General features: G+C 73.6%; 25 protein-coding genes and 1 pseudogene. 9 read left to right on the top strand and 17 right to left on the bottom strand.

Annotation, left to right across the window (positions count from 1 at the left end; translation table 11 throughout):
- Nucleotides 1-2: 2 nt before the first annotated feature.
- A complete protein-coding gene (locus AB0K03_RS08800; RefSeq protein ID WP_364682241.1) occupies nucleotides 3-467 on the top strand; it encodes a VanZ family protein in 465 nt (154 codons plus the stop codon).
- Here the strand turns inward: AB0K03_RS08800 and AB0K03_RS08795 are convergent.
- Genes AB0K03_RS08795 through AB0K03_RS08750 form a run of 10 tightly spaced genes read right to left on the bottom strand, consistent with a single transcriptional unit; the run spans nucleotide 445 to nucleotide 11,726 of the window.
- Nucleotides 445-1,278, bottom strand: coding sequence for a glycoside hydrolase family 16 protein (locus AB0K03_RS08795; protein WP_364682239.1), 834 nt, complete (start codon nucleotides 1,276-1,278; stop codon nucleotides 445-447). The genes AB0K03_RS08800 and AB0K03_RS08795 overlap by 23 nt on opposite strands.
- 12 nt (nucleotides 1,279-1,290) lie before the next feature.
- Nucleotides 1,291-2,478, bottom strand: a complete 1,188-nt coding sequence (locus AB0K03_RS08790; protein WP_364682237.1) for a cytochrome P450 — start codon at nucleotides 2,476-2,478, stop codon at nucleotides 1,291-1,293.
- Between the two features lie 10 nt (nucleotides 2,479-2,488).
- On the bottom strand, nucleotides 2,489-3,592 hold the full coding sequence (locus AB0K03_RS08785; protein WP_364682235.1) for a glycosyltransferase: 1,104 nt from the start codon (nucleotides 3,590-3,592) through the stop codon (nucleotides 2,489-2,491).
- A complete protein-coding gene (locus AB0K03_RS08780; RefSeq protein WP_364682233.1) occupies nucleotides 3,589-4,839 on the bottom strand; it encodes a GNAT family N-acetyltransferase in 1,251 nt (416 codons plus the stop codon). The genes AB0K03_RS08785 and AB0K03_RS08780 overlap by 4 nt, the downstream gene beginning before the upstream one ends.
- Nucleotides 4,836-5,651: a Wzz/FepE/Etk N-terminal domain-containing protein gene (locus AB0K03_RS08775; RefSeq protein ID WP_364682231.1), complete on the bottom strand. Its 816-nt coding sequence runs from the start codon at nucleotides 5,649-5,651 to the stop codon at nucleotides 4,836-4,838. The genes AB0K03_RS08780 and AB0K03_RS08775 overlap by 4 nt, the downstream gene beginning before the upstream one ends.
- The gene (locus tag AB0K03_RS08770) at nucleotides 5,648-6,763 is read right to left on the bottom strand and encodes a glycosyltransferase (RefSeq protein WP_364682229.1); all 1,116 of its coding nucleotides are present in this window, start codon (nucleotides 6,761-6,763) and stop codon (nucleotides 5,648-5,650) included. Before AB0K03_RS08770 ends, AB0K03_RS08775 begins: the two co-directional genes overlap by 4 nt.
- Nucleotides 6,760-7,482 carry a polysaccharide deacetylase family protein gene (locus AB0K03_RS08765; RefSeq protein WP_364682228.1) on the bottom strand — a complete coding sequence of 241 codons (723 nt, stop codon included), beginning with the start codon at nucleotides 7,480-7,482 and terminating at the stop codon, nucleotides 6,760-6,762. Before AB0K03_RS08765 ends, AB0K03_RS08770 begins: the two co-directional genes overlap by 4 nt.
- Nucleotides 7,472-8,965, bottom strand: coding sequence for a lipid II flippase MurJ (locus AB0K03_RS08760; RefSeq protein WP_364682226.1), 1,494 nt, complete (start codon nucleotides 8,963-8,965; stop codon nucleotides 7,472-7,474). Before AB0K03_RS08760 ends, AB0K03_RS08765 begins: the two co-directional genes overlap by 11 nt.
- Complete coding sequence (locus tag AB0K03_RS08755) at nucleotides 8,962-10,308, bottom strand: O-antigen ligase family protein (RefSeq protein ID WP_364682225.1); 1,347 nt, start codon at nucleotides 10,306-10,308, stop codon at nucleotides 8,962-8,964. Before AB0K03_RS08755 ends, AB0K03_RS08760 begins: the two co-directional genes overlap by 4 nt.
- A 2-nt stretch (nucleotides 10,309-10,310) precedes the next feature.
- On the bottom strand, nucleotides 10,311-11,726 hold the full coding sequence (locus AB0K03_RS08750; RefSeq protein ID WP_364682223.1) for a sugar transferase: 1,416 nt from the start codon (nucleotides 11,724-11,726) through the stop codon (nucleotides 10,311-10,313).
- 473 nt (nucleotides 11,727-12,199) lie between these two features.
- Here AB0K03_RS08750 and AB0K03_RS08745 point away from each other — a divergent pair, with 473 nt between their 5' ends.
- The 4 genes from AB0K03_RS08745 to AB0K03_RS08730 all read left to right on the top strand — a co-directional run bounded on the left by AB0K03_RS08745 (nucleotide 12,200) and on the right by AB0K03_RS08730 (nucleotide 16,498).
- Nucleotides 12,200-14,044 (top strand): adenylyl cyclase, encoded by a 1,845-nt coding sequence (locus tag AB0K03_RS08745; RefSeq protein ID WP_364682450.1) that lies wholly within the window; start codon nucleotides 12,200-12,202, stop codon nucleotides 14,042-14,044.
- A gap of 73 nt (nucleotides 14,045-14,117) precedes the next feature.
- Nucleotides 14,118-15,125, top strand: coding sequence for a sulfotransferase (locus AB0K03_RS08740; RefSeq protein WP_364682221.1), 1,008 nt, complete (start codon nucleotides 14,118-14,120; stop codon nucleotides 15,123-15,125).
- Nucleotides 15,126-15,628: 503 nt separating this feature from the next.
- The gene (locus AB0K03_RS08735; protein WP_364682220.1) at nucleotides 15,629-16,024 is read left to right on the top strand and encodes an Imm7 family immunity protein; all 396 of its coding nucleotides are present in this window, start codon (nucleotides 15,629-15,631) and stop codon (nucleotides 16,022-16,024) included.
- A 3-nt stretch (nucleotides 16,025-16,027) separates the two neighbouring features.
- Nucleotides 16,028-16,498 carry a barstar family protein gene (locus AB0K03_RS08730; protein ID WP_364682218.1) on the top strand — a complete coding sequence of 157 codons (471 nt, stop codon included), beginning with the start codon at nucleotides 16,028-16,030 and terminating at the stop codon, nucleotides 16,496-16,498.
- Here AB0K03_RS08730 and AB0K03_RS08725 read toward each other — a convergent pair.
- A pseudogene (locus tag AB0K03_RS08725) lies at nucleotides 16,485-17,288 on the bottom strand (MerR family DNA-binding protein); the annotation flags it as partial. The gene AB0K03_RS08730 and the pseudogene AB0K03_RS08725 sit on opposite strands and share 14 nt — an antisense overlap.
- A 113-nt stretch (nucleotides 17,289-17,401) precedes the next feature.
- Nucleotides 17,402-17,767: a hypothetical protein gene (locus tag AB0K03_RS08720; RefSeq protein ID WP_364682216.1), complete on the bottom strand. Its 366-nt coding sequence runs from the start codon at nucleotides 17,765-17,767 to the stop codon at nucleotides 17,402-17,404.
- A gap of 407 nt (nucleotides 17,768-18,174) precedes the next feature.
- On the opposite strand from AB0K03_RS08720, the gene AB0K03_RS08715 reads away from it, so the two are divergent.
- From AB0K03_RS08715 to AB0K03_RS08700, 4 genes are all read left to right on the top strand, one after another.
- On the top strand, nucleotides 18,175-18,864 hold the full coding sequence (locus AB0K03_RS08715; protein WP_364682214.1) for a YdcF family protein: 690 nt from the start codon (nucleotides 18,175-18,177) through the stop codon (nucleotides 18,862-18,864).
- 37 nt (nucleotides 18,865-18,901) lie between these two features.
- Nucleotides 18,902-19,585 (top strand): glycosyltransferase family 2 protein, encoded by a 684-nt coding sequence (locus AB0K03_RS08710; RefSeq protein ID WP_364682212.1) that lies wholly within the window; start codon nucleotides 18,902-18,904, stop codon nucleotides 19,583-19,585.
- Complete coding sequence (locus AB0K03_RS08705) at nucleotides 19,582-19,731, top strand: hypothetical protein (protein ID WP_364682210.1); 150 nt, start codon at nucleotides 19,582-19,584, stop codon at nucleotides 19,729-19,731. Before AB0K03_RS08710 ends, AB0K03_RS08705 begins: the two co-directional genes overlap by 4 nt.
- A 136-nt stretch (nucleotides 19,732-19,867) precedes the next feature.
- Nucleotides 19,868-20,914 (top strand): hypothetical protein, encoded by a 1,047-nt coding sequence (locus tag AB0K03_RS08700; RefSeq protein WP_364682208.1) that lies wholly within the window; start codon nucleotides 19,868-19,870, stop codon nucleotides 20,912-20,914.
- A 60-nt stretch (nucleotides 20,915-20,974) separates the two neighbouring features.
- Here the strand turns inward: AB0K03_RS08700 and AB0K03_RS08695 are convergent, their stop codons facing one another.
- The 5 genes from AB0K03_RS08695 to AB0K03_RS08675 all read right to left on the bottom strand — a co-directional run bounded on the left by AB0K03_RS08695 (nucleotide 20,975) and on the right by AB0K03_RS08675 (nucleotide 24,967).
- Nucleotides 20,975-21,850, bottom strand: coding sequence for a hypothetical protein (locus tag AB0K03_RS08695; RefSeq protein WP_364682207.1), 876 nt, complete (start codon nucleotides 21,848-21,850; stop codon nucleotides 20,975-20,977).
- A gap of 56 nt (nucleotides 21,851-21,906) precedes the next feature.
- The gene (locus AB0K03_RS08690; protein WP_364682205.1) at nucleotides 21,907-22,674 is read right to left on the bottom strand and encodes a hypothetical protein; all 768 of its coding nucleotides are present in this window, start codon (nucleotides 22,672-22,674) and stop codon (nucleotides 21,907-21,909) included.
- Between the two features lie 271 nt (nucleotides 22,675-22,945).
- Entirely contained in the window at nucleotides 22,946-23,305 is a 360-nt protein-coding gene (locus AB0K03_RS08685) for a hypothetical protein (RefSeq protein ID WP_364682203.1), read from the bottom strand.
- Nucleotides 23,302-23,493 carry a hypothetical protein gene (locus tag AB0K03_RS08680; RefSeq protein ID WP_364682201.1) on the bottom strand — a complete coding sequence of 64 codons (192 nt, stop codon included), beginning with the start codon at nucleotides 23,491-23,493 and terminating at the stop codon, nucleotides 23,302-23,304. Before AB0K03_RS08680 ends, AB0K03_RS08685 begins: the two co-directional genes overlap by 4 nt.
- Before the next feature lie 31 nt (nucleotides 23,494-23,524).
- The gene (locus tag AB0K03_RS08675) at nucleotides 23,525-24,967 is read right to left on the bottom strand and encodes a GGDEF domain-containing protein (protein WP_364682199.1); all 1,443 of its coding nucleotides are present in this window, start codon (nucleotides 24,965-24,967) and stop codon (nucleotides 23,525-23,527) included.
- Nucleotides 24,968-25,025: the final 58 nt, after the last annotated feature.

The following is a 25,025-nucleotide window of genomic DNA, read 5'->3' as shown; positions in this document are numbered from 1 at the left end:
GCATGAGATTCGGCCCGCGGCGGCGGGTGGTCACCGCTTCGATCTTCCTGGGGTACGTGGTGAGCGTCGCGGCCGTCACCGTCGTGCCGGTCCGGATGCGGCCGCCGGAGGCCCGCTGGGACGTGCCGTGGTGGATCGTCGTGCACTGGGTGCCGTTCCGCGTCGAGGCGTGGAGCTTCGTGCTCAACGTGGTGATGTTCGTGCCGCTCGGCGTGCTCGTGCCGCTGCTGTGGCCGGCCGCCGGCTCGCTGCGCCGCATCGCCGCGCTGTCGTTCGCCGCCAGCGCCGCGATCGAGACGCTGCAGCTGGTGTGGTGGCTGACCCTCGGCAGCTTCCGTACGGTCGACGTCAACGACCTGATCGCCAACACGGCCGGCGGCGTGGCCGGGGCGCTGGTGCTGTGGGCGGCCGGGCAGCGCCGGGAGAAGCTGGCCGCGGCGGCCGTCACGACGCGGTCCACGCCCTGATGTAGTCGACCCGCTTCACGGCGCTCGTCGTCCCCGGATCCGGCGGGATCTGCGAGTAGACGGCGAGGTTGGAGATGATCGCCGTCCGCGCGTCCGACGTCGCATCGGTGTGGCAGACCCGCCGGCCATCGGCGTACCAGGTGGTGCCGGTCGGTTCGATCGCGACGCCGTACGTGTGCCAGCCCGCGGTCGGGTCGAACGCCGGCCGCCATTCGCAGCGCCCGCGCGCGCCGGAGAACTGGGTGCCGTAGAGCCGCTGGTGGTTGTCGGAGTAGAACTCGTACGCGTCGGTCTCGGTGTGCTTGTCCACGCCGCGCGCCTGCCACGTCCAGAACGCGGGCCAGAAGCCGCGCGGCGCCGGCAGGATCGCGCGTTCCTCGATGTAGCCGTACTGGAACGTGTACGCGGGCGTGCTCGTGATCAGGCACGACGTCCAGTCGTAGCGTCGCCCGCTCGACGGCGACGTGACGGTCTCCCGGCGCGCCGTCATCACCAGCTCACCGTCGCCGACCCGGCAGTTGGCCGCGCGGTTCCACTCCAGCTGCTGGTTGCCGAGGTTGCCGCGGCCCTCGTCGGGCTCGGCGCTGGAGTGGTCGGCCCAGCGCGCGGGGTCCAGCCGGGCGCCGTCGAACTCGTCGTGGAACGCCGGCGTCCAGCCGCTCGGGTGCCCGTCCGGCAGCGCCGGCGCCGGTGCCGGCCGGGGTGCCGCCGCCGGTGCCGTGGCGCTCAGCCGTTGCTCGGCACGGCCCGGCCCCGTGCACGCCGCGGCGGCGAGGAGACAGGCGAGCAGGGCGAGGGCACGGCGGGTCACGAGGCGGTCCTCTCAGTACGTGAAGGACAGGCGTCCCACGCGGTTGTCGAAGCTGGACGGCACGAGCCGCGGCTCGCCCACCGACCGGATGTCCGGCAGGCGCGTCAGCAGCTCGCGGAAGAGCGCGGTCATCTCCTGGCGGGCCAGCGCCGTGCCGAGGCAGAAGTGCGGGCCGCCGCCACCGAAGCCGACGTGCGGGTTGGGGTGGCGGGTGATGTCGAAGCGGTCCGGGCCGGCGAAGACGCTCTCGTCCCGGTTGGCCGAGGCGTAGCAGAGCACCACGTCGGCGCCCGCGGGCAGGAAGCGCCCGCCCAGCTCGTGGTCGCGGGCGAGCGTACGCCGGAACTGCACGATCGGCGACGAGTGCCGCACGACCTCGTCGACGAAGCCGGGCGCGTACCGGTCGAGGTCACCGGCGAGCAGCGCCCGCTGGTCGGGGTTCTCGCTGAGCAGGTGCAGGCCGTGCGAGATCGCGTTGCGGGTGGTCTCCACGCCGGCCACCATCAGCAGCGAGAAGAACGCGCCGAGCTCGCGGCCGGTGAGGTCGGCGGCGGCCAGCGCCGAGATGAGGTCGTCGGTGGGCTCCCGGCGCCGCTCCCGCGCGACCCGGCCGATGACCCGGTGCATGCGGGCCAGCGCGCGCAGGCCGCGGCCCGGCACCCGTAGCCGCGGCCGTACGGTGGTGCCCTCGGTGGCCCGGCCGATCTCCGCCAGCAGCTCGCGCCGACAGGCCGGCGGGACGCCCATCATCGCGCAGATGATCTCGAACGGCATGCGGGTGGCGACCGCCGCCACGAACTCGGTGGGGCGCTCGGCGACGACGTCGGCCACGATCCCGCGGGCGATCTCGTCGACGTCCTCGGCGATGCGTGCCACCACGCGCGGGGTGAACGCGCGGGAGACCACGCCGCGCAGCCGGGCGTGCCGTGGATCGTCCATGTTGACCATCGAATCGCCGAAGACCGTACGGACCCAGGCCGGTGGGCGCGGCGTGGTGACGCCCGGACCGCTGAGGAACACGTCCGGCCGGCGGCTCGCCTCCACCACGTCGCGGTGCCGGGCCAGCACGTACGAGCCGTCGCCGCACCGGGCCGGGGCGTCGAGCTCGCGCAGGATCCGGTACGCCGCCAGCCGCTGCCCGGGCGGCAACCGCCAGAACGCCGGGTCGGCGAGGTCGAGGTTCACCTGCTGCAGCACCATGCCAGGCCTCCTACCGCTCGTCCGAAAGGGCGGCCGTGCGGGCGGCCAGCCGCTCGAAGGTCAGTCGTGCGTCGAAGGCGGCGGCGTGCCGGGCCGCGGCCTCGCCCTCCTCGCGGGCCAGCGCGCCGGACGACAACCGCCGGGCGACCGCCGCGGCGAGCGCCGGCGCGTCCTCCGGCGGCACCCGGTCGCCGGCCCCGGGCGCCACGACGTCGCCGAGGCCCGGCACGTCGCTGACCACCACGCTGCGGCCGGTGGCGAGCGCCTCCAGCACGGTCAGCGACAGGCCTTCCCACCGTGACGGGAGCACCACCACGTCGGCCGCGGCGAGCCAGTCCCGGACGTCGTCCACCTCGCCCGCGAACATCACGCCGGGGGTCGCGAGGGCGCGCAGGGCGGTCGCCTGATCGCCGTTCCCGACCAGTGCGAGCCGGGCGCCGGGGCAGGACCGGCGGATCAGCGGCCAGGCGGCGAGCAGCACGTCCTGGCCCTTCTGCCGGGTCAGCCGTCCGACGCACACGGCCAGCGGCGCCGCGCCGGGCAGCCCGAGCCGGTCCCGGGCGGCGGCGCGGGCCACGTCACCCGCGGGGGCGAAGTGGTCGAGGTCCACACCGTTGTGCACCACCGCGTACCGGCCGCGGACGCCGGACGAGCGGCCCTGCTCGGCCTCGCCGTGCCCGACGCACAGCAGCAGGTCGGTCCAGCGCGCGGCGGCCCGCTCCCACGCCAGGCTGGCGGCCCGGACCGGCCCGGCCGCGGCGAGCCAGGACCAGCCGTGCGGCTGGAACAGGATCGGCACCCTGCGAGGTGGGCGCAACCGGCCCGCCAGCCCGGCCTTGGCGGCGTGCAGGTGGATGACGTCGGGCCGGACCTGGTGGGCGAGGGCCCGCAGCCGCAGCGCCTCGGCGAGCGACTCGGGGCCGGGACTGCGCACGGCCGGCCAGCGCAGCCGCGGGATGCCGGCCGCCGCGAGGTCCGCTGCGAGCCGGCCGCCGTCCGGGCAGGCGACCGCGACCCGCCAGCCCCGGGCCATCTGGTCCCGGCAAGCCGCGACGACGTAGCGCGCCACGCCGCCGTCGCGCGGCTGGGCGACGTGCAGCACGGCCGGGCTCATCCCGCGCTCCCGGCACCCGCGCTGTCGCCTCCGGGCTTCCTGGCACCCGCGCTGTCGGCGCCGGGCTCTCCGGGGCTCGCGCTGTCGCCGCTGGGCTTTCCGTGGCTCGCGCTCCCGGCGCCACGGCGCAGGCGGTCCCGGACCGTGCGCAGCCAGGGCGCGTGCTCCTTGGCCGCCTGCACCGCCGCGCGCGCCGACCGGACGCGCAGCCCGTACGCCAGCCCCCGGGCGCTTCCGGGCCGCGCGAGCACCATCCGCTCGTTGAGCGCGAGCCGCGGCTCCCAGCGCAGCTTGTACGGCTCGTCCCCGCGCAGCATGCTCATCGTCGGCAGCCCCAGCCGGTGCGCCAGCGGCAGCGTGTCGTTCATCAGCATCGTGCTCACGTCGACGCGCTCGCGCAGCTCCGGGTCGGTGCCGTAGAGATAACCGCCGACCAGGTCGCGCCCGATGAGCATCAGCGACGAGCACATCAGCCGCCCGTCGATGCGGTACTCGTACAGGGCGGCCTGACCGCCGCTCAGCATGCCGGTGACCGACCGGGTCAGGTGCGCGGCGAACTGCGCGCTGAGGTGGTGCTCGTTGATGCCGCGGCCGCGCCACTGCAGCTCGTGCAGGCGCAGCAGCTCGGCCACGGCCGGCGCGGCCCGCTCCGGCGTCACCTCGCTCACGTCCACATCGGTACGCGCCAGCTGGTTGAGCCGGCGCCGGACCGTCTTGCGGGTCTTGGCGGGCAGGGAGCGTACGAGATCCTCCATCGGCATGGCCGTGAGCTCGAAGCAGAGCGAGGCGGGCATCCGCCACTTGCGCCCCGGCCACGTCTGCCACAGGGCCGCGCCGGCCGGGCCGGGCCGCGACTCGGGCAGGTCCACGGCGTCCCAGCCCGGGTCGAGCAGCAGCGCCCGGGCGAGGATGCGCGTCGCGGGCCGCACGGCGTCGTCGGCGGCCAGCACGTCGGTGAAGTCGGCCAGGGCGCCGCCGAGCGGCGTCAGCACCGCGGCTCCCGTGCGGCGGCTCAGCTGGAACGGGGCGGCGGCGACGAGCCGGCCGTGGTGGCGTACGAGGGTCACGCGCAGCGCGCCCGGCTCGGCGTACGAGCGGCACCAGGACTCGAGCCACGCGTACGCCTGGAAGGGTGCGGCGGTGGTGCAGCGCGCGTACAGGTCCTCCCATTCGTGGCGCAGGCCGGCCAGCGCGTCGTCGCCGCGACGGGTCTCCGCGGTCCACAGGTCCTCGCCGACGGTGATCATTCGTCGTCGTCCATTCCCGCGACGGTGGCCCGCCCGACGACCCGCTGTGCCGGAATCGGCGGAGGCTGCTCCTCCGACCGGTAGGCGGTGATCTGTTTCGGAGGCGGCTGCTGCACCAGGGCCTTGCCCGTGTAACGCTCGGTGGGCACGTCCACGGCGTCGTCCTCCACCTTCGCCTCGTACCGGGCCGGCTCGGTCCCGGTCTGCGTCTCGGTGGGCGTCCCGGTCTCCTCGGCGGTCTGCGCCGCGGCGGAGGTCGTCGCGGACCGGCCGACGCCGGCCAGGGCGCCCAGGCCACCGATGAGCAGGCCGCCGGCCGCGCCGACCGCCAGCTCCAGCGGCGGTCGCGGTGAGCTCGGCCGTTCGGGGACCGTCGCGCCGGCCAGCAGCGACAGGCCGACCTTGGTGTCCGAGCTGCGCAGGCTGCCGTAGTCGGCGAGCGCGCCGGCCACCGCGTTCGCGACGTCCGTGGTGTGCCGGGCGTCCGGGCCGGTCGCCGTGATCTCGACGACCGGGGCGTCCGGCGAGGTCGCCGCGGTCACCCGGTCCAGGCCCGACGCGTCGGCGCCGAGCCGGGCCCGCGCCTGCACGAGGACCGGCCCGCTGGTCGCGATGCGGCCGTACGCCTGCGCGAAGTTCAGCGCGGCGATCGAGTCGCCGGGGTTGCCGATCGCCACCACGTACGCCTTGGCCGTGTAGGCGGGTGTCTTCAGGGCCGCGTACGCCGCCCCGGCCGCGCCGCCGACGACGGTCAGCAGGAGCAGCAGCCCGAAGCGGCGGACGAGCCGCGGCAGGATCTCGCGTGACTTCACCGTTGCGTTCCTTTGCTCTCGACCGGCTGCCTCAGGACGATGCGTTCGTAGAGCCGGCTGACCGAGTCGGCGAGCCGGGCGATGTCGTACCGGGTGGCGATCGGCGGGCCCGGCAGCCGGGCCCCGTCGCGCTCGGCGAGCCGCACCACCTCCGCGCGCAGCGCGCGGGGCAGCGACTCCGGGTCGCGGGACAGGCGCTGCGCCCCGCTGTCGGGCACCCCGTCCAGCGGCGGGCAGACCGCGTAGAGGGCGGGCAGGCCGCAGGCGAGCGCCTCCAGCACCGCGAGCCCGAACGTCTCCTGGGTGGACGGGGAGGCGAACACGTCCATCGCGCAGAGCACGTCGCGGACGTGGCCGACGGCGCCGGTGAAGACGACCCGGTTGCCGACGCCCGACCGGACGGCCTGCTCGCGCAGCGCCGCCCCCGCCGAGCCGTCGCCGACCAGCAGCAGCACCGCGCCCGGCACCTCACCCAGCGCCCAGATCAGGTGGTCGAACCGCTTGGCCGGCTCCAGGCGGCCCACACCGCCGATGACCACCGCGCCGCGGGGGATCCCGAGCCGCTGCCGGGTCCGGGCGCGCAGCACCGGGTCGTAGGTGAACTCCGCGGCGTCGATGCCGTTGGGGATCACGGCGATCCGGTGCGCGGGCACGCCCCAGGCCCGCAACCGCCGCGCGACGGTGTCCGAGACGGCGATCGTCATGCGGCCCAACCGCTCGGTCGCGAGGTACAGCGTGCGGACACCCGCGGACGTACGGCGTCCCTCGATGTAGCCGTCGCCGAGGGAGTGCTCGGTGGCCACGACCGGCACCCCGGCGAGCCGCGCGGCCACCCGTCCGTGCACGCAGGCCCGGTAGAGGTGGGTGTGCACGAGGTCGAAGCCGCCGGAGCGGATCAGCCGGCGCAGCCCGCCCACCACGGACACGTCGCGGTTGCTCGACATCGTGAACTCGTGCACCTTGGTGCCGTCGGCGCGGATCGCCGCCGCGACCGCGCCCGGGTTCGACAGCGTGGCGACCTCGCAGTCGTACGGCAGCCGCCGCAACAGCAGCCGCAGCTGGTGCTCGGCGCCGCCCGCGGCCAGCCCGGTGATCACGTGCAGCACCCTCATCGGCCGGCCCTGCCGGTGGTCAGGCGGTGCCGGGCGAGCTTCGCGACGAGCCGCGGCGCGGTGTCGCGGTCGCCGATGAACGTCCGGGGGATGGCGTGCCGCCCCGCCGGCCCGGAGACGTGCACCGCGCAGGCGTAGTCGTACCCGGTCTCCTCCACCGCACGGATCTCCCGCGGGCCGGCGTCGCCGTACGGGTAGCAGAAACCCGTCACCGCGCTGCCGGTGATCTCGGTGAGGATGAGCCGGCTGTGGCGTACCTGGTCCAGGAGCTCCTCCTCGCCGACCCGCGGGAGGTGCACGTGCGAGAGGCTGTGCGAGCCGATCTCCATGCCGGCCGCGGCCACCCGCCGGACCTCCGCGGCGGTCATCAGCTCCTTGCGCGGGCCGGGCTCGTCCCAGGCGTTGTAACCGCCGAGCGAGCCCGCGACCACGAACACCGTGGCGGTGAAGCCGTGCCGCCGCAGGGCCGGCAGCACCTCGGTGAGGAAGTCGCGGTAGCCGTCGTCGAAGGTCAGGCCCACCAGGCCGCGCGCCCGGCCGGCCCGGCAGGCCTCGAGCAGCTCGCACATGGCCACCCCGCGCAGGCCGCGGCGGCGCAGCCAGTGCAGCTGCCGGTCGAAGCGGCCGGGGTGCACGGTCACCTGGTACGGGTCCGCCTCGTACGCCTCGACCGAGTGGTACATCAGGACCAGCGGCATCGGGGAGAGTTCATCGGGCACGGGGCAACCTCCTCAGCTCCTCGATTCCGGCGAGCCGGCCCAGCAGCACGAACGCGCCCAGCACCAGCAGGCCCCCCGTCACGGCCGTGGGCAGGGCGGCCCAGGTCGTCATCGCGCGCCCGGCCAGCCAGCCCGCGGCGCCGGCGCCGGCCGCCGCGGCCGCCAGCCGGGCCGTCGCGCCGGTGACGGAGACCGCGACGATGTGCCGGCGCAGGCCCAGGAGCAGCAGGACGGCGGTGGTGGTGATGCCGATGCCGTTGGCCGCCGCGATCGCGTACGCCCCGAGCCACGGCACCGCCACGACGGCGAGCCCCGCGGTCACCGCGAGCCCGGCGCCCATCGCGACGGCCGGGTACCACGTGCGCCGCGCGCCGGTGAAGAACGGCCGGGACAGCACGCCCACCATCGCGTGACCGAGGACGCCCAGCGCGTACACCCGCATGACGGCGGCGGTGGCGGCCGTGTCCCCGGCGGTGAACCGGCCGTGCTCCAGCAGCACCGCGACGATCTGCGGCGCGAAGGCCACCAGGTACGCGGTCGCCACGAGGATCAGGGCGGCGACCGTACGCAGATCCGTCTCGACTCGCCGCCGCGCCTGCTGGATCTCACCCGCGGCGACGTTGCGCGCCAGGGTGGGGAAGGTGACCGTGCAGACCAGCAGTGCGATGAGCATGGGGATCTGCGCGACCTTCTGCGCGTAGTTCAGGTACGAGATCGTGCCCGGGGCCAGCGAGGAGCCGAGGTAGCGCTCGACGAAGACCTGCGCCTGCCGGGTCAGCGTGTAGACGACGATCGGGGCGACCACACCGAGCGTCACCGCCGGGGCGGAACCGCGCCAGCGCCGGGGGAGCCCCACGTGGCGCAGGAAGCTCGGCACCTGGACGAGCACCATGAACAGGCTGCCCAGCGCGACCCCCGCGGCGGCGCTGACGACTCCGAGCCGCCCGTGCAACGTCCACATCAGACCGACGATCCCGACGTTGTACGCCAGGTGGATCGCCGCCGGGGCGCCGAAGACGTTGCTCGCCCGCAGCGCCGCGCTGAGGTAGCCGGCGATGCCGAAGGTCAGCACGGTGACGGCCGTGAGTCGCGTACACGTCACGGCCAGGGCCGGGTCGGCCAGCCCGGGGGCGACGACGCGGACCAGCACGGGCGCGCCGGCGGCCGTGGCGCCCGAGAGCACGACCAGCACGACGAGGATCCGCGGCAGTGTGGCCGCCACGACCTCGCGGGCCGCGCGGTGCCGCGCCAGCGCCCGGCTGAACACGGGGATCATCAGCAGCGACATCGCGCCCTCGACGACCAGCACGAACGCCGTCTCCGGCACGGTCCACGCGACCAGGAACGCGTCCGTGCCGCCGTCGGCGCCGAAGAAGCGGGCGAGCAGCAGGTCGCGGACCAGCCCCAGCACCGAGCCGGCCATCGTGACGACGATGGTCAGCAGCGCGGCGCGGACCAGTGTGGGGCGGGCCGTGGTGGTCATGCCGTACCTCCCGGCCGCGGGCGGGGTGCGACGACGCCGCGCCGGGCCACCAGCCCGAGGGTCACGGCCAGCAGGACGCTGCTCGGGCCGCCGCCGATGTCGCCGTAGAGGAAGTCGACGAGCGTCCACACCATGAGCGCCGGGGCGGCGAGGTCGAGGAAGCGCCGGCCCTGCGGTGGCAGCAGGCTCTCCCGGCGGCGTACCGCCCCGGCGGCCAGCGTGCCGAGCAGGGTGGCGAAGGCGAGGATGCCGACCGTGCCCTGCTCGCTGAGCACCATCAGGTACTGGTTGTGGGCCGAGAGCAGCGGCTCGCGTCCGACGCCGGTCGTGGGGTCGCCGACGTCGCTGCCGGCGGAGAGGGCCACCGAGGCGTAGCTGTCGCGGTAGTGCGGGAAGTCCTTGAGCCCGACGCCGAGCACCGGGTGGTCGGCCCAGATCGCGGTGGCGGCGTGCCAGAGCGCGTACCGGTCCTGCACCGACTGGTCCGGCTCGCTGCCCGACGACGCGATGCTGGTGATCCGCTGGTCGAAGGTGCCCGAGGCCGGATCGCTGCTGCCGGCCGTCAGCGTCAGGACGGCGAAACCCAGCGCGCCCACGCCGACCAGGGCGACGGCCATCCGCCAGTTCGCGACGACGAGCAGGACGAGCACCGCACAGGCGGTGGCGATCCACGCGCCCCGGCTCAGCGTGAGACCGAGCGGCAGCAGCAGGAACGTCGCCCCGGCGAGCAGCGCGAGGCGGGCCCGGCCGCGCAGGGCCAGGCCCAGCGCCAGCGTCACGACGAGCCCGTAGCCGAGCAGGGCCGCGAGGGCCATCACCTGCTCCGCGCCGAACGTGCCGACCGCGCGGACGTACTCGCCGGCGTAGGACGCGCCGGTCTTGGTGAGGTACTGGTACACGCCGACGCCGCCCTCGACGACCGTCACGGTGATGATCGCACCGGCGACCAGGAACAGGTCGAGGCGGTCGCGCAGGGACATCGCCACCGCCACCGGCACGAGGACGAACAGCTCGCTGTAGCGGATGAACCCGATGACGCTGGCGGACACGTCGCTCGCGGTCACGGTCGCCGCGGCGAAGGAGGCCAGCGCGAAGCCGAACGGCAGCCAGCCGCGCCCGGCCACCGATCGGTCGCCGGCGAGCAGGCGTGCGGCCACCACGGCCACCACCAGCCCGGCGCCGAGGTCGGCCGCCGTGATGTGCCCGGAGGCCGAGACGTCGCTGATCCGGCTCGGTACGCAGATCAGCAGCACCGTGCCGGCCACGAGGATGCTGGGCCGTACCGGTCCCCGCGCGGCGCTTCCGTCGCCGGCGACCATGGGGTGCATCTGGGCAGTGGCCATGGTCAGTCCCGGTGGATGCTGAGCATCGCGCCGACCGTCCGCAGGATGATCTTCAGGTCGAGACCGAGCGACCAGTGCTCGATGTAGTGGTTGTCGAACCGGGTGCGCTCCTCGATCGAGGTGTCGCCGCGCAGGCCGTGGATCTGCGCCCAGCCGGTGATACCGGCGGGGACCCGGTGCCGGTCGAGGTAGCCCGCGTACGTGCGCTGGAACTGCTCGACGAAGTACGGCCGCTCCGGCCGCGGCCCGACCAGCGACATGCTGCCCCGCAGCACGTTGACCAGCTGGGGGAGCTCGTCCAGCGAGCTGAACCGCAGCAGCTTGCCCACCGGCCCCAGCCGGGCGTCGGTGTTGATGTTCCAGGTGACCTGCGACTCGAGGTCGGTCGACGGCGTCAGCGAGCGGAACTTGACGATCGTGAACGGTTCGCCGTCGCGGCCGATGCGCTCCTGGCGGAACAGCACCCCGTGGCGGCCCGACTCGATCTTCACGGCCAGCGCGCACAGCAGGAACACCGGGGCGAGCAGGACCAGGGCGACGGCCGCGCCGCAGATGTCGAGGAGCCGCTTGAGCGCCCAGCGCCGCATCTGCACCGGCTCCGGGCGCAGCCGGGCCAGTGGGATGCCGCGGACGGAGTCCGTGCCGCCGCAGCCGACGGCCAGCTCGAACAGCCGCGGTACGACGTGCACGGTGACGCCGTGCCGACGGCAACGACGCAGCGCGGCCACGAGGTCGCCGTCGGCGGTCGCGGGGAACGCCACGATCAGGTGCAGCGGCTTGTAGCGCAGGACGGCCTTCTCCAGGTCGTCGGCCGCCGCGAGGACCGGGAGGGTGGACCGGGTCAGGGTGCGCGGGCCGACGAAGCCGACCGGCGCGATGCCGTACGAGCGGTCCGCCCGCAGCGCCTCGGCGAGCTGGACGGCCAGGTCCCCGCTGCCCACGACGATCGCGGCCCGGCCGGGGGAGCGGCGGCGGTGCCGGCGCAGCAGCCGGTAGCCGGCGACCCGCCCGGCCAGCAGCGCGGCGAGCATGATGCCGAGGACGTCCAGCGGCGGTAGCACCGGCCACGGCAGCCAGACGGTGACGGCCGCGGCGACCACCAGCGCGAGCACGAGGCGCGGGAGGTCGTCGAGGACGGCGAACTGCAGCCGGGGGCGGTACAGACCGGCGGCGGCCAGCGCGAGCGGAACGGCGGCGGCGCGGATCAGCGTCATGGCCCACCACGAGCCGGTGGCGGCCGACACGGCGGCCACGGCGCCGACGTCGATCATCACCAGGGTGGTGGCCTCGCCGAACCCGGCCCGGTTCGCCCGTACCGGCCGGGCCGGTACGGGCTGCCGCGGCGCGGGGCGCGCGAGAAGATCGGCGGGCCGCCCGGTGTCGCGGCCGGGTCTGATGGCGGAGGCGATCTGGAACACGGTTCTCCCTGCCAGAGCTGGTCAGCTGCACCGGGCGACGGTGCCGGTGCCGGCAACGGGTGTGGCGTTCACGGAAAAGCCTGACAGCCGGAGAGGGCGCCATTACAGTCGCAAATGTCATGACGAACATGAGTTCGGCTCACGTTCGTCATTCCTTAATGGACTGACATTTCGCCGACCATTTCCGGGTTCGAGCACCGGCTTTTTCCCATCCCGCTTTCGTCGCCTGCGGCGAGCGCGGATGGGCCGTTCGGCCAGCGCGGGTTCCGGAACCGAGGCGAGTTGTCCCGATGACGCCCGAATGCGGCAGGCAGAGAGCGCTTCCCCACTTGACATCCGGCCACATCTATCGCTTTCTGTGACCTGGTTCATTGCAGCCCTGTTACGGAAAGGACCACCAGAGCATGACGACTCGCCTCGCCGGCGCTGGACGTCTGGCCGATCGCCGGCTGGTACGCCGACGCCTCGGCCGCATGTTCGCCCTCGGTCTGGCCCTGGCGACCGCCGGTTCCCTGACCGGCGTCCCCACGGCCGCCACCGCCGCGCCGGCCCGGTACGGCAGCGCCGTGCCGAACCTCGGGGCCAATGTCACCGTCTTCGACCCCGGCATGCCGGTGGAGCAGATCCAGGCCACCCTGGACGCGACCCACGCCAAGCAGGTCGACAACGAGATGGGCACCGAGCGCTACGCGTACCTGTTCAAGCCCGGCACCTACGGCACGGCGGAGAAGCCGCTGCAGATCAAGGTGGGCTACTACACCGAGATCTCCGGCCTCGGCGCCTCGCCGAAGGATGTGGTCATCAACGGCAAGGTGGAGGTCTACAACCGCTGCCTCGCCGACGGTGGCACGAGCAACTGCCTCGCGCTGGTCAACTTCTGGCGCACCCTGTCCAACCTGACGATCAACGTCAACGCCGCCGGCCAGGACGGCTGCCGCAGCACGGCCAACTTCTGGGCCGTGTCGCAGGCCGTGTCGCTGCGCCGGCTCGACATCACCGGCGGCACGCTGTCGCTGATGGACTACTGCACCGCCGGCCCGCAGTACGCCAGCGGCGGCTTCATCGCCGACTCGAACATGCCCGAGGTCGTCAACGGGTCGCAGCAGCAGTGGATCACCCGCAACAGCACGGTGAAGAACTGGTCCAACGGCGTGTGGAACCAGGTCTTCTCCGGCGTCGAGGGCGCACCGGACGACTCGGCGTTCCCGAACCCGCCGTACACGACGGTCGAGAAGACCCCGCTCAGCCGGGAGAAGCCGTACCTGTTCGTGGACGCGAAGGGCAAGTACAACGTCCGCGTGCCGTCGGCGCACCGCAACACCAGCGGCGCCTCGTGGGACGAGGACATCACCGCGGGCCGTACGCTGCCGATCAGCGACTTCTTCGTCGCCAGGCCGTCCACCCCGGTCGGCCTGATCAACGCCGCCCTGGCGCTGGGCAAGAATCTGCTGCTCACCCCGGGTGTCTACAACGTCGGCAGCAGCATCAAGGTGTGGCGGCCCAACCAGGTCGTGCTCGGCATCGGCCACGCCACGCTCACCGCGGTGAACGGCGCCACGCCGCTGACCGTGGCGGACGTGCCCGGCGTGGTGGTCGCGGGCGTCACGATCGACGCCGGCACCAAGGAGTCGAAGACGCTGCTGCGCGTGGGTAACCGCCACGGCCTGAAGATCAGCTCGCCCACCAACCCCACCACGCTGTCCGACGTGTACTTCCGCGTCGGCGGCCCGCACGTCGGCAAGACCGACACCGCGCTCGAGGTGAACAGCGACAACGTGCTCATCGACCACACCTGGGTGTGGCGCGCCGACCACGGCGTCGAGGGCTTCACCGAGGGCGTCAACGGCGACACCGATCGCTGGCGCACCAACACCGGCCGCTACGGCGCCGTCATCAACGGCGACAACGTGACCGCGACGGGCCTGTTCGTCGAGCACTTCCAGAAGTACAACACCGTCTGGAACGGCGACAAGGGCACGACGATCCTCTACCAGAACGAGCTCCCGTACGACCCGCCGACGCAGGCCGACTGGATGAACGGCTCGGTCGAGGGCTACGCGGGCTACAAGGTCGGCAACAAGGTACGCACCCACACCCTGTACGGCGCGGGCGTGTACGTCTTCAACCAGAACAACCCGTCCATCCACACCGCCAACGGCTTCGAGGTCCCGAACCGCCCGGGCGTCAAGCTGCACCACATCATGACGGTGAACCTGAGCGCGGGCACCATCGACAACGTCGTGAACGGCGTCGGTGGCCCGGCGGACACCACCAAGGTGGGCCAGCCGGTCTACGTGACCGAGTACCCGGCCCCGTGACAGCAAGCGGGCCGGAGCTTCGGCTCCGGCCCGCTTCTTCACTTTGCCGGTCGACATCCGTAAGTTACCTCCGGTGAGCCGAGGCCCACCGGAGGTGATCATGACCGCCGCCCGTCCCGTCTTCGTCGTCGGCTGCCCCCGCTCCGGCACGACGATGCTGCAGCTCATGCTGCACGCCCACCCGCGCATCGCCGTCCCACCCGAAACCCGCTTCGTCCTCGAGGCGTACCGCCGGCGCCGCGACTTCGGCGACCTGACCCGCGAGGCCGCCCGTCGCCGCCTCGCCCACTGGATCACCGGCCGCGAGCAGACCCGCTTCGCCGACCTCGGCCTGGACGCCGAGGAAACGATCCACCGGATCACCACGGGACCGGGCACGCTCGGTGCGGCCTTCGCGACCGTCTTCCAGGCGTACGCCGGCCGCTTCGGCAAAGCCCGCTGGGGCGACAAACGCCCGGCGTACCTGCAGAACCTGGACGCGATCCTCCGCCTCTTCCCCGACGCCCAGATCATCAACGTGATCCGCGACGGCCGCGCCTGCGTCGCCTCCCTCAAGGAGATGACCTGGCACAAGGAGGACGTCCCCGGCACGATCGCGGCCTGGGCCCGAGCGATCGACGAGGCCGGCCGCGCGGCCCGCCGCCTCCCACCGGCCCAATGGCACTCGCTGCGCTACGAAGACCTCGTCGCCGACCCCACCCGCGAGCTCACCGGGATCTGCGCCTTCCTCGCCGAGGACTACGACCCGGCCATGACCCGGCCCTCGGAGGTCGCGGACGTGGCGGTCCCGGCCTTCAAGACCTGGCACGAACACACCCACGAACCGGTCACCACGCAGCGCGTCGAAAGCTGGCGGACCCGCCTGACGAAGGAGGAGATCGCCCTCTGCGAGACGGCGCTGGGCAGCCGCTTACGCGCCTGCGGCTACCAGATCACGGGCACGGGCCGCACCCGCCCGGCCGGAATGATCAGGTACGGCCTGAGCGCAACCCGCCACCGCCTCGCCCCAGCCAAACGCCGAGCCGAACGAGCAGCACTCCGCCTCCGCCCCGAACCGCCGGTAGCGTACGTCCCCAGCTAGCAGAACCACCCGCCGGATGTGAAGGCAGAGGGATGACAGGCAACGCGGCCACGGAGAGCACCGACCGGCGCTGCGGCGCGCTGGTCGCCCTGGTCAACCTTCGACCTTCTCGCAGCGGACATTCGAGAGCAAACCCCTACCCCGCCGTACGGGCTGGTGTGGAAGACTCTCGCTGCAATCGACAGTGCTGAAGGCCGCCTGCTACCTAGGACGTCACCTCGGCGTGCCGGGACGACGGGAGCGCGTGACGTGCTTGATCCGGGAGCACTGGTCCCATTTGCACACAGCGGAACAGCGGTGGTTCCACGAGTTCTGGCCGGAATGCGTACCTGGAGGTCCGTCCCTCGCAGTCGGTCCCGACGCGGAGGCACTCACGGGATGGGCCGCAAACCCCCTCTTCCTCTCGCCGCCCACATGATTGACGACCCCGTCGCGGCGGCTCTGCGCCAGGTCGGCCACCATCGACCACCCGCGCGGCCGACGTCGACGTTCATGGGAGAACTGTGCACGAGTTCCACGCCTGGATAGGGCTGGCGCAGTCGCCGTACGAGGACGACGACGATCTGCTGGAACGCGGCGTGGCGGAGGTGCGTGCATTCGTCGGCCGGGCGGACTGGCCGGATGCCGTCTTCGCCGTGCGGCGGCTCAACGGTCAGTACTTTCTCACCGCGACGGGGTTCGTCAACCGGATCCGGGACGAGGGCCGCTTCCTCGACGACCTCCTCGGCCTGATCGCCCGGGTCCTGCCGGGCTCGTACGGCCTGGTGCACGACCGGGCGGACGAGATGCCGATGCCGCCGGGGCCCGGCATGTTCCGGGTGCGCGTCCTGGCCCGTGGTCTCCTCACCGAGCGGGCGGACCCCTTCCTGTCGCCCTGCAACCCGGTCATCGAGGATTGACCCGTGACCGGTTCTGCGTTCTGGGATGTCACCGACAACCACCTCACCGTGGTCGACGAGCAAGCCAAAGAGTCGCTGCTCGACGTCTTCCCGCGAAGCGGAACCATTGCGGTCGCCCGGCTCGACGGCGCGGCGCTGCCGGACGAGGACAGCGTGTTCCTGGGTTTCTACGAGGCATTCCGGTTTCCCGACTACTTCGGGTGGAACTGGGATGCCCTGTCGGATTGCCTCCGCGATCTCGGCTGGCACACCGCTGACCGGTACCTGATCCTGATCGACCACGCGGAGCGGGCCCTCGGTGGCGATCGGCGGCAGCGCCGGCTGCTGTTCTCCACGTTGCGCCGGGCGGCCGCCGAGTGGGCGAATCCCATGCTCAGCGGTCGTGCGCATCCTGTCCCGTTCCAGGTGGTGCTGGTCTGCAGCCCGGAAGAAGTCGACGCGGTGCGCGGGGAAATCGGTGTCATCGAGGGCTGACTCGCAGGGCCTGGGCCAGCCAGGTGAGCTCCGGCAGGCGTGACGGCAGCGGCTCGTGTCCGCGGACCGTGCGCAGCAAATGCCGGAATCTTTCCGCGTCCGCGGCCAGGCCCGCTTCCAGGCAGCGCAGCACCTCCGCCCGGTCCGCGCCCGGGAAGAGCCGGTCCAGCACCTCGTCCGCTTCCGGGCTGTGCGGGTCCACGCCGCGGCCGCGGGCGTCCGCGATGACCTCCGTGACGTGGCGGGCGAACCAGATGCCGGCGCCGGCCGGGCGGCCCGGGACGGTGATCTCCATCATCGTGCGCATGCGGGCTCGGAAGTCCGGGTCCTGGATCATGTCCGCCAGGTCGAGCCAGGCGTCCACCTGGGTCGCGGTCGGGTTCTCCGGGAGTTCGACGGGGGAGCGGCGCAGGCGTTCGCCGATGTCGGGGCGGGCGTCCAGGCCGGCGGCCACCTCGCGCATGAAGTCCTCGATGAGGGTGGCGCGGTCGGCGACGGGGAGCCGGGCGAGCCGGTTGAGCAGGGTCGTCTCCTCGGCGGAGGAGCCGCGTCTCGCGACGGTGGACAGGACCGCCCGGTTCAGGCGCAGGGCCCTGATCTGCGCGTCCAGGGCCGTCACGTGCCGGGCCGCGATGGTGGCGACCGTGGTGCGGGCGCCGAGGATCTCGGCGATGTCGTCGAGGCCGACGCCGAGTTCGCGCAGCGTACGGACGAGGTCGAGGCGGGCGGCGGCCTCGGGGCCGTACAGGCGGTAGCCACCCTCGGAGCGGCCGGACGGCGGCAGGATGCCGGCGTCCGACCAGAGAAGCGGATGGTGCGTACGGGAACGTCGGCGCGCTCAGCGAGCTGTCCGATGGTGAGATCGTCCATGCCGGAAGTGTCGGCCTTCCACCGGGTGGACACTCAAGTGTTTTCAGCCGACCGGCAGGCACTCGTTCGCGTTGCCGCGTCGCGGCCCACGCGCTGGAAGCCGTCGCTGCTGTAGCGGTAGCGATAGGTGAACGACACGCTCGGGCAGGCGTTGTCGTCCCGGCTGTCCGTGCCGTTCGCCTCGATGACGACCTGCCGGCCGGTCACCCGCAGCTTCGTGATCCACGGCTGGTCCGCCGGGCCGACCTCCCGGAGCAGCGTCGCCAGCCGCCGCGGGTGGGTGGACTGCGACGCGCCGTCGAAGACCTCCACCGTGGACGGGTAGTACGACGTCCGCGCCTCGCAGCTGCGCGCCACCAGGGCGTCGTCCATGCCGTCGCCGGTGACGTCGGCCGGCACGACCTGCTGGACGACCGGCTGCTGCCCGTCGTGCGGGCACGGCGTGACGAGCTTCTTTCAGTCGGCGTCGGTCCCGAGCCCGGCCAGCATCCCGCCGTCCCCGCCGTCCGACGTCGGCGAGGCGGCCGGAGCGGCGGCCGGAGCGGCGCCGCGCTTCGATGTCGACGAGGTTGCCGGAGCCGCGGAAGCGGTGCGCGGTGGCCGCGGGGGAGGCGGAGGAGGCGGCCGGGGTGCATCCGGTGACGAGCGCCAGCCCGGTCAACGGTACGGACGCGAGCACGACGAGCCGAGTCTTCATTGGTGATCCCCGTTGGTGCCACCTCGATCAGCCATCCCGGGGGGCGGGTGGGTCCGCCCTCGGCGGAAGCGGGGGTACGGTCGGAGCTTAGCGAGACGATAGGAAGGTCATGACCCCGCCGACCGCCGCCGCCCTGCTCGTCTTCGGGCGGGGCGTCACCTGTGCCACCGGCCGGTACGCGCTCACCCCCGCCAGCCTGGCCCGGGTGCGGGCCGCCGCCGGTTACGTCGAGCGGCATCACGGTGCGTGGTCGCGGGCCGTTCCGGTGATCTTCAGCGGTGGCTGGGCCGAGGCGTGCGAGGGCGCGCCGGAGCCGCCCGTGGGCAGCCGGGAGGGCGATCTCATGCTCGCCGCGGCCCGGTCGCTGGGCCTCGGCCGGTGGGCGGATCTGCGCGCCGAGACGAGGTCGCGCAGCACGCTGGAGAATCTGCTGCACACGGTCGAGGACGGCCTGCTCAGCGGGTACGCGTTCGACCCCGCGCGGCCGCTGGGGCTGGTGTCGCACCCGTGGCATCTGCCGCGGATCCGCTACCTGGCCGGGAAGGTGCTCGGGCTGCCGGGGAGCGCGCTGCTCGACGTACCCGTGACCGGCGGAGCCGACGGCGCGGCGCGAGGGGAACGCCTGGCCCGCGCCGCCGTCCGGGTCTTCCTGGCCGGCGCCCGCGACCCGGCGGCGCTGCGGCGGCGGGAGCGGCACATGGTCGCGTGGCTGCGGCGTGCCGAGCGGCTGCGGCTGCGGCGCGCGACCCCCGATGAGGTGACGGATCTGACGCGTTCCGTGCTGGGCGGCCGGGTATAGGACCCGCAATCCGTTTCCGCCGACGATGGGTCCGCCGATGGTCGTTCTGCTGCCGGTCTACCAGCCGGGAGAAACTCTGCTCAGCCTCGTCGACGAGTTGGACGCGGCGCGCGTCGTCATCGTGGACGACGGCAGCGACCCGGCGGCGGCCGCTGTGCTGGACCGGGCCGCGGAGCGGGGCTGCACCGTGCTGCGGCACCCGGTGAACCGGGGCAAGGGCGCCGCGCTCAAGACCGGCTTCCGGCACATCGCGGAGGCGTACCCGGGTGAGGACGTGGTCTGCGCCGACGCCGACGGGCAGCACCGGGCCGATGAGGTGTGCCGGGTCGCCGACCGGGTCCGCGAGACCGGGCGGATGGTGCTCGGCGTCCGCCGGTTCGCCGGGATGCCGCTGCGCAGCCGCGTCGGCAACACCCTCACCTGCCTGCTGTTCCAGGCCGTCACCGGCCGGATCGTGACGGACACCCAGACCGGGCTGCGCGGTTACCCCGGCGCGATGCTCGGCCGGCTCGGGTCGGTGCCGGGGGAGCGCTTCGAGTACGAGATGAACGTGCTGCTGGAGGCGGCACGGCTGGGCAACCCGATCGACGAGGTGACGATCGCGACGACGTACCTGGATGACAACGCGTCCTCGCACTTCGCCGTCGTGGCCGACGCGACCCGGATCTACTGGCCGATGCTGCGCTTCGCCGCCTCACGGGCGGGTAAGCAGCGACCATGAGCACCGAGCAGGAACCACCCGCCGAGCCGGACGAGACCCTGGCCGACCGGGCCGACGCGCCCGAGCTGCCCACCGGGGTGGACGTGCGCCCCGGCCCCGAGCTGACCGACGAGCCGGAGGCCGGCGCCACCGAGCCCACCGACTGACGCTCCACCGGGCCTGCGGCCTGATCAGCACTGGTCCTGAAGTGGCGGGACCAAGGTCCCGAAAGCCCGCCGAACCCTCGATCGACGCCTCGTCACGCCGTAGGAATGACGACGGAACCGATCAAGGAGTGAAGACATGCGGACCACGATCAAGCGGACCGGCGCGGTGCTGGGTGCGGCCGTCGCCACCCTGCTGGCAGCCGCGGAGCCGGCCTCCGCGCACGAGAAGTGGTTCGTGCCCGACCCGGACGGCTACCCGGGCGACTGGTCGTTCGTGCTGCGGCCGGTCACCTTCGCGCTGATCGTCACCGTCGTGCTGGTCACGGCGGCCTGGCGGTACGCGGCCGTGCGCTTCCTGCCCACCCCGGAGCTGCCCCGGCTCGGGTTCGTCGGCCGGCTGGTGCCGTACGTGCCGCGCCTGCTCGCCATCCACCTGGGCGTCTCGCTGCTCGCGGCGGCCGTCTCCGGGCACTTCCTCACCCACGACCTGGAGGTCGAGCACCTCGCGGGCGGCTCGGCGATCCTGCTGCTCGAGGGCGCGCTGGGCGTCTGGTTCATCACCGGCATCCGGCTGCGCCCGGCGGCCCTGCTGCTGGCGTTCGCCGGCCCGCTCGCGCTGCTCGTCACCGGCCCGGTAGGCCTGCTGTCGGCCATGGACCTGCTCGGCGTCGCCGTGTTCCTGGCCTTCGTGCCGCCGTCGGACGCCACCTTCGGCCGGGTCGAGCCGGACGCCGTCACGCTGCGCCGGGCCTTGCTCGCCCTGCGCCTGGGCGCCGGCGGTGCGCTGATCACGCTGGCGTTCGCCGAGAAACTCGCCAACCCGGCCCTGGCCCGCGAGACCGTGGCGATGTTCCCGCAGCTCGACGTGTTCGCGCTGGCCGGCATCCACCTGCCGGTCGACCACTTCGTCGCGATCGCCGGCGTCACCGAGCTGCTGTTCGGCCTGCTGGTGATCTCCGGCGCGCTGCCCCAGGTGGCGGTGCTGGTCGCGGGCATCCCGTTCAACGCCACGCTGCTGCTCTTCGGGGGCACCGAACTGCTCGGCCACCTGCCCGTGTACGGCGTGTTCCTCACGCTGCTGGCGTACGGCTCGAACCGGCGGACGGCCGAGCTGGTCCGCTGGCTGCCGCCGGTGCGCGGCGCGGTGCGGCGGGTGCTGCGCCGGCCGGCGCTGGCCGGCTGACCGGCCCGGATCGGCTGCGGGGCCCGGCGTTTCGTGCGCCGGGCCCCGCTTCGTGCGTGGTCACGGCCGTGCGGGCGATCGACCGTACGCGGCGAGCGTGCGCACCGCCGCCACGGTGACGATGCCCCGCCATTCCTGCCGCGCGGCCGTGCTCGGCGGATCCCAGGTGATCGGCCAGCCGCCGTCCTCCCGCTGGTCGGCCACGAGGCGGTCGAGATGCCCCTCGATCTGCTCGCCGGTGAACAAAGCCCGCCACGGCGACGCGGGTTCCGGAGCGATCTGCAGCGGCGTCATGCCGTACCCGGGGGTGCCGGGCTCGAGGTGGAACATCGCCGTCTTCTTGATCATCTCGCCGACGCGGTGGGCGTGCCGGCCGGCGCGGTCCCGGTCCGGCACGTGTTCGAGGAAACCGAGCACCTCGGACAGCGCGTGCACGTCGTCGGGCAGCGTGCCGGCCTCCAGCTCGGCCCAGCAGTACGCGGTCGCCGCGGCGCGCCACGGGTGGTCGAAGCCCAGCTGGTACAGCAGCCCGGCGAGCCCCGCGGTGGGGTTGACGCCCGGCACGTACGTCCAGTCGGTCATGTGCCCGGCCCGCGGATAGCCCTCGATGACGGGCGCGGCCAGCGAGACGGCGCCTCGCTCGTCGGCGACCCCGGCGAGGAAACCGCACGCCGGACCGATCAGCTCCGCGGCAGCCGGGTCGGCGGCGGTCACCCCGGCGGCGGCGAGGGTGCGGAAGGCCGTCTCCACGTCGAGCGGGAGGCTGTCCGGGGCTCGCTTGTCCGGCTCCAAGCCGTACCCGAAGCCGCCGTCGCCGTTGCGGTACGCCCGCAGCGCCTCGACCACGCCGCCGGGCGCCGCGCCGTGCACACAGGTCTCGTAGAGGCGGCGTTCCAGCACGCGCGCCTCGGCCATGATGAATCGTTCAGCGCTCATGGCAGAACCCTAGAAGCGCCGCCCGCCCGCCGTCTTGAACGAATCGGCCACGCGGGTCACCGGCGGAGGCCCACCGAGACCAGCACCGCGCGGGCCGTGTCCGCGGTGGGACGCAGCACGCTCTCGCGCACCCATCGTCCGGCGGCGGCCACCATCCGGTACGCGGGCCCGACCGTGTGCTGCCACCCCCACCGCACGGCCAGCCCGACCGGCCGCAGCAGCCATCGGTACGCCTGCCGCAACAGCCAGCCCGCGCCCCGCCACCCCGGCCGCAGCAGCCACCGGTACACCTGCCACGACACCCACCCGATGCCCTGCCACGCCGGCACCAGCACCCAGCGCACGAAGCCGCGCGCCACCGCGGCGATCCCGTTGCCGAGGAGCACCAGGACGGGTGTGACGACGGTCAGCAGCCACCCCACCGGCACGACGACCAGATACCGCACGACCAGCGCGAGCGGTCGCAGCAAAGCCCGCCGCCGTTCCCACAGCCACCGGCCCGGGACCACGAGCAGCCAGTGCGCCAGCCACGACAACGGCACGACGACGACCCACCGCCACAACCACAGTCCCGGCACGACGATCAGATAGCGCCACAGGAACGAGAGCGGCACGACGACCAGGTAGCGCCACAGGAACGTCACCGGCACGACGATCAGGTGGTGCCCGAGCCAGGCCAGCGGCCGCCCCACGTACCGGGCGAGGAACCGGCCGACGACGCCGAGCAGCTCCCACAGCAGACGGAACGGAAGCACGAAGATGACGGCGAGGACGCGAAGGGGCCAGTCGATCCAGGCCGGGGGCCGCGGCGGCGCTTCGTTCATGGCCGCCCACGGTAGCGGATCACGGCCACCGTACCCCCTCTGACCTGCACCGCCCCGCCGCCGCCGGCCCGCCCACGCCGCCGCCGGCCCGCCCACGCTGTCGCCGTCGCCGCGGGATCGACCCGCCACGCCGCTGCCGCGGCAGGCCCGCCGGGCGCGGCGCCGGGAAGAGGCCGCCGGTGGCCGGCCGCCCACGCCGCTGGACCGGGCAGCCGTGCCGCCGCGTCGCCCGCCGGCTGCGTTGTCCGCCGGTCGCGTTGTCCGCCGGCGGTCAGCCGCACTGCCAGAGGAAGCGGCCCTCGGCGGCGTCGGGGGAGACGAAGACGTACGCGATGCCCGCGTCGCCGAAGTTGTGGCCCATGGCGTCGGTGATCTGACCGACCAGCCGCCAGCCCTCCCCGGGGGTCTCGTCGCCCTGCAGCCACACCGGCTCGCCGCCGAGGAACTGCCAGGGCACCTCGTCGTCCGCGAGCGTGTCCTCGACCGGCAGGTGGTCGGTGCCGGGCAGGCTGGGGCCCTCGTGCAGCGGTGCGGCGGTGACGAACGGCGGCGCGCCGGCGCCCGGCTGGACGATGACCGCGTTCTCGCCGCTCTCCGGCTCCCACGTCCCGTCCGCGTCGTCGTCGCTCATGAAGACGTACGCCAGGCGGGGCTCTCGCCGTCGTCCACGCGGAACTGGCCGATGAAGGTCATGGGCTCGCCCAGCGCGGCCGACAGCGGCCATTCCGGGCCGGTGAGCCAGTCGGGCCGGCCGCCCAGCTTGGTCACCGGGGCCGCCACCGGCTCGGCGGCGGGCTCGAAGCGGACGGGCAGGCGCATGGGATCCCCTCTCGGAAGCGACGAGGGGACCCTACGGCAGCGGTACGACAGTTCCGGGCTTCGTCCGGCCGGCGTCGCGGCGGGTACGGTGCCCGGCCTTCTCCCGGTACATCTGGCTGTCCGCGGCGGCCAGCAGCTGGTCCGAGGTCGTGTACTGCGGGCCGACCCGGGCGTGTCCCACGCTGACGTCGACGACCAGGTCGTGACCCTCGAACGGCATCGGCGCGTGCACCGCGTCGCGCAGCCGGCGGGCCATCCGCGCGGCGTCGACCGTGGTGTCGGTGACCACCACGAACTCGTCGCCGCCCAGCCGCGCCACGGTGTCGCCGGTGCGGGCCTGCCGGCGCAGCCGCCGGGCGACCTCGGTGAGCACGAAGTCGCCGGCGGCGTGGCCGTACCGGTCGTTGACCGCCTTAAAGCCGTCCAGGTCGAGGAAGTGCACGAGGACGTCGTCGCCGCGTTCCAGGGCCGCGGCGAGCCGGGCGTGCAGGTCCTGGCGGTTGATGAGCCCGGTGAGGTCGTCGTGGGTGGCGCGGTGGGCGAGCGCCGAGCGGGCCTGTTCCTGCTCGCGGACGACCAGCGTGAACCGGACGAGGATGATGACGGTCAGCAGCACCATCGCGGTGAGCAGCGTGCCCCGGCTGATGGCGTCGTCGGCGACGCGGGTGACCGCGAGCGCCGGCAGGGTGAGCAGCGCGACGCCGAGGAAGACCACCCGGGCCGGGTGCAGGCGGTCGGCGGGGGCCGCGGTGGGCGCGCCGGCTCCCCGGTGCCACAGCGCGGCGGCGAACAGGCTGTTGGCCAGCAGGAGCGCGGCGTCCAGGCGGTCGACGTCGAGGTCGGGCAGCCACATCGAGCCTGCGGACAGGAACACGTCGCCGAGGAAGGTGATGGCCAGCGCGGCCACGACACACCGCATCGGACCGCGGCGGCCGCCGGGTGCGAACACCAGCAACGCGCCCGTGGCGAACAGCAGCACGTCGCCGAAGGGGTAGAAGGCGGTGACCACCACCGCGGCCGACAGCTCGTTGTCGCGGAACGCCGGCAGGATCATGAACTGCCAGAACAGCGCCCCTACGACGGTCGCCATGGCGAACCCGTCGAGCGCCGCCTCGCGCAGCCGGCCGGGCGCCCGCCGCCGCACCATCACGAGCAGGCCCGCGGCCAGCACCGGATAACCCAGCACCCAGAGCCCGTCGGCGGCGGAGACGTCGCCCAGGTCGCCGACGGCCCGGTCGAGCAGCAGGTAGAGCAGGTCGCCGCCGAGCCAGGTGGTCAGCGCGCCCGCGATCAGCGCGTGCGGCAGCCGGGCCGCTCCGGTGCTCGCGCGTACGGCCAGCCACGCCAGCACCACGACGGCGGAGAAGCCGGCCGTGTACGCCACCTGGGCCACCCCGGACCCCGGCGCCAGTACGGTGGGCAGCCCCGCGACGACCGCCACCGCGGGTACGACGCGAGCGGGCAAGCGTTCCATGTGTGCACCATCGGTCGCCGTACGCCGCTGGTGAGCGGTCGTCCGAGGTTCAACCGGT

The organism is Actinoplanes sp. NPDC049316, assembly GCF_040677315.1.
Lineage (GTDB): Bacteria > Actinomycetota > Actinomycetes > Mycobacteriales > Micromonosporaceae > Actinoplanes.
The sequence above is the reverse complement of the archived record's forward strand: the minus strand, read 5'-3'. Positions and strand labels throughout refer to the sequence as shown.

Coding starts and splice junctions, on each gene's coding strand:
- AB0K03_RS08680 (WP_364682201.1), bottom strand. CDS start 23,493: ATGCGCCTGCCCGTCCGCTTCGAGCCCGCCGCCGAGCCGGTGGCGGCC.
- AB0K03_RS08690 (WP_364682205.1), bottom strand. CDS start 22,674: ATGAACGAAGCGCCGCCGCGGCCCCCGGCCTGGATCGACTGGCCCCTT.
- AB0K03_RS08685 (WP_364682203.1), bottom strand. CDS start 23,305: ATGAGCGACGACGACGCGGACGGGACGTGGGAGCCGGAGAGCGGCGAG.
- AB0K03_RS08760 (WP_364682226.1), bottom strand. CDS start 8,965: ATGACCACCACGGCCCGCCCCACACTGGTCCGCGCCGCGCTGCTGACC.
- AB0K03_RS08785 (WP_364682235.1), bottom strand. CDS start 3,592: ATGAGCCCGGCCGTGCTGCACGTCGCCCAGCCGCGCGACGGCGGCGTG.
- AB0K03_RS08770 (WP_364682229.1), bottom strand. CDS start 6,763: ATGAGGGTGCTGCACGTGATCACCGGGCTGGCCGCGGGCGGCGCCGAG.
- AB0K03_RS08745 (WP_364682450.1), top strand. CDS start 12,200: ATGTTCGCCCTCGGTCTGGCCCTGGCGACCGCCGGTTCCCTGACCGGC.
- AB0K03_RS08705 (WP_364682210.1), top strand. CDS start 19,582: ATGAGCACCGAGCAGGAACCACCCGCCGAGCCGGACGAGACCCTGGCC.
- AB0K03_RS08755 (WP_364682225.1), bottom strand. CDS start 10,308: ATGGCCACTGCCCAGATGCACCCCATGGTCGCCGGCGACGGAAGCGCC.
- AB0K03_RS08710 (WP_364682212.1), top strand. CDS start 18,902: ATGGTCGTTCTGCTGCCGGTCTACCAGCCGGGAGAAACTCTGCTCAGC.
- AB0K03_RS08780 (WP_364682233.1), bottom strand. CDS start 4,839: ATGATCACCGTCGGCGAGGACCTGTGGACCGCGGAGACCCGTCGCGGC.
- AB0K03_RS08700 (WP_364682208.1), top strand. CDS start 19,868: ATGCGGACCACGATCAAGCGGACCGGCGCGGTGCTGGGTGCGGCCGTC.
- AB0K03_RS08790 (WP_364682237.1), bottom strand. CDS start 2,478: ATGGTGCTGCAGCAGGTGAACCTCGACCTCGCCGACCCGGCGTTCTGG.
- AB0K03_RS08695 (WP_364682207.1), bottom strand. CDS start 21,850: ATGAGCGCTGAACGATTCATCATGGCCGAGGCGCGCGTGCTGGAACGC.
- AB0K03_RS08715 (WP_364682214.1), top strand. CDS start 18,175: ATGACCCCGCCGACCGCCGCCGCCCTGCTCGTCTTCGGGCGGGGCGTC.
- AB0K03_RS08675 (WP_364682199.1), bottom strand. CDS start 24,967: ATGGAACGCTTGCCCGCTCGCGTCGTACCCGCGGTGGCGGTCGTCGCG.
- AB0K03_RS08800 (WP_364682241.1), top strand. CDS start 3: ATGAGATTCGGCCCGCGGCGGCGGGTGGTCACCGCTTCGATCTTCCTG.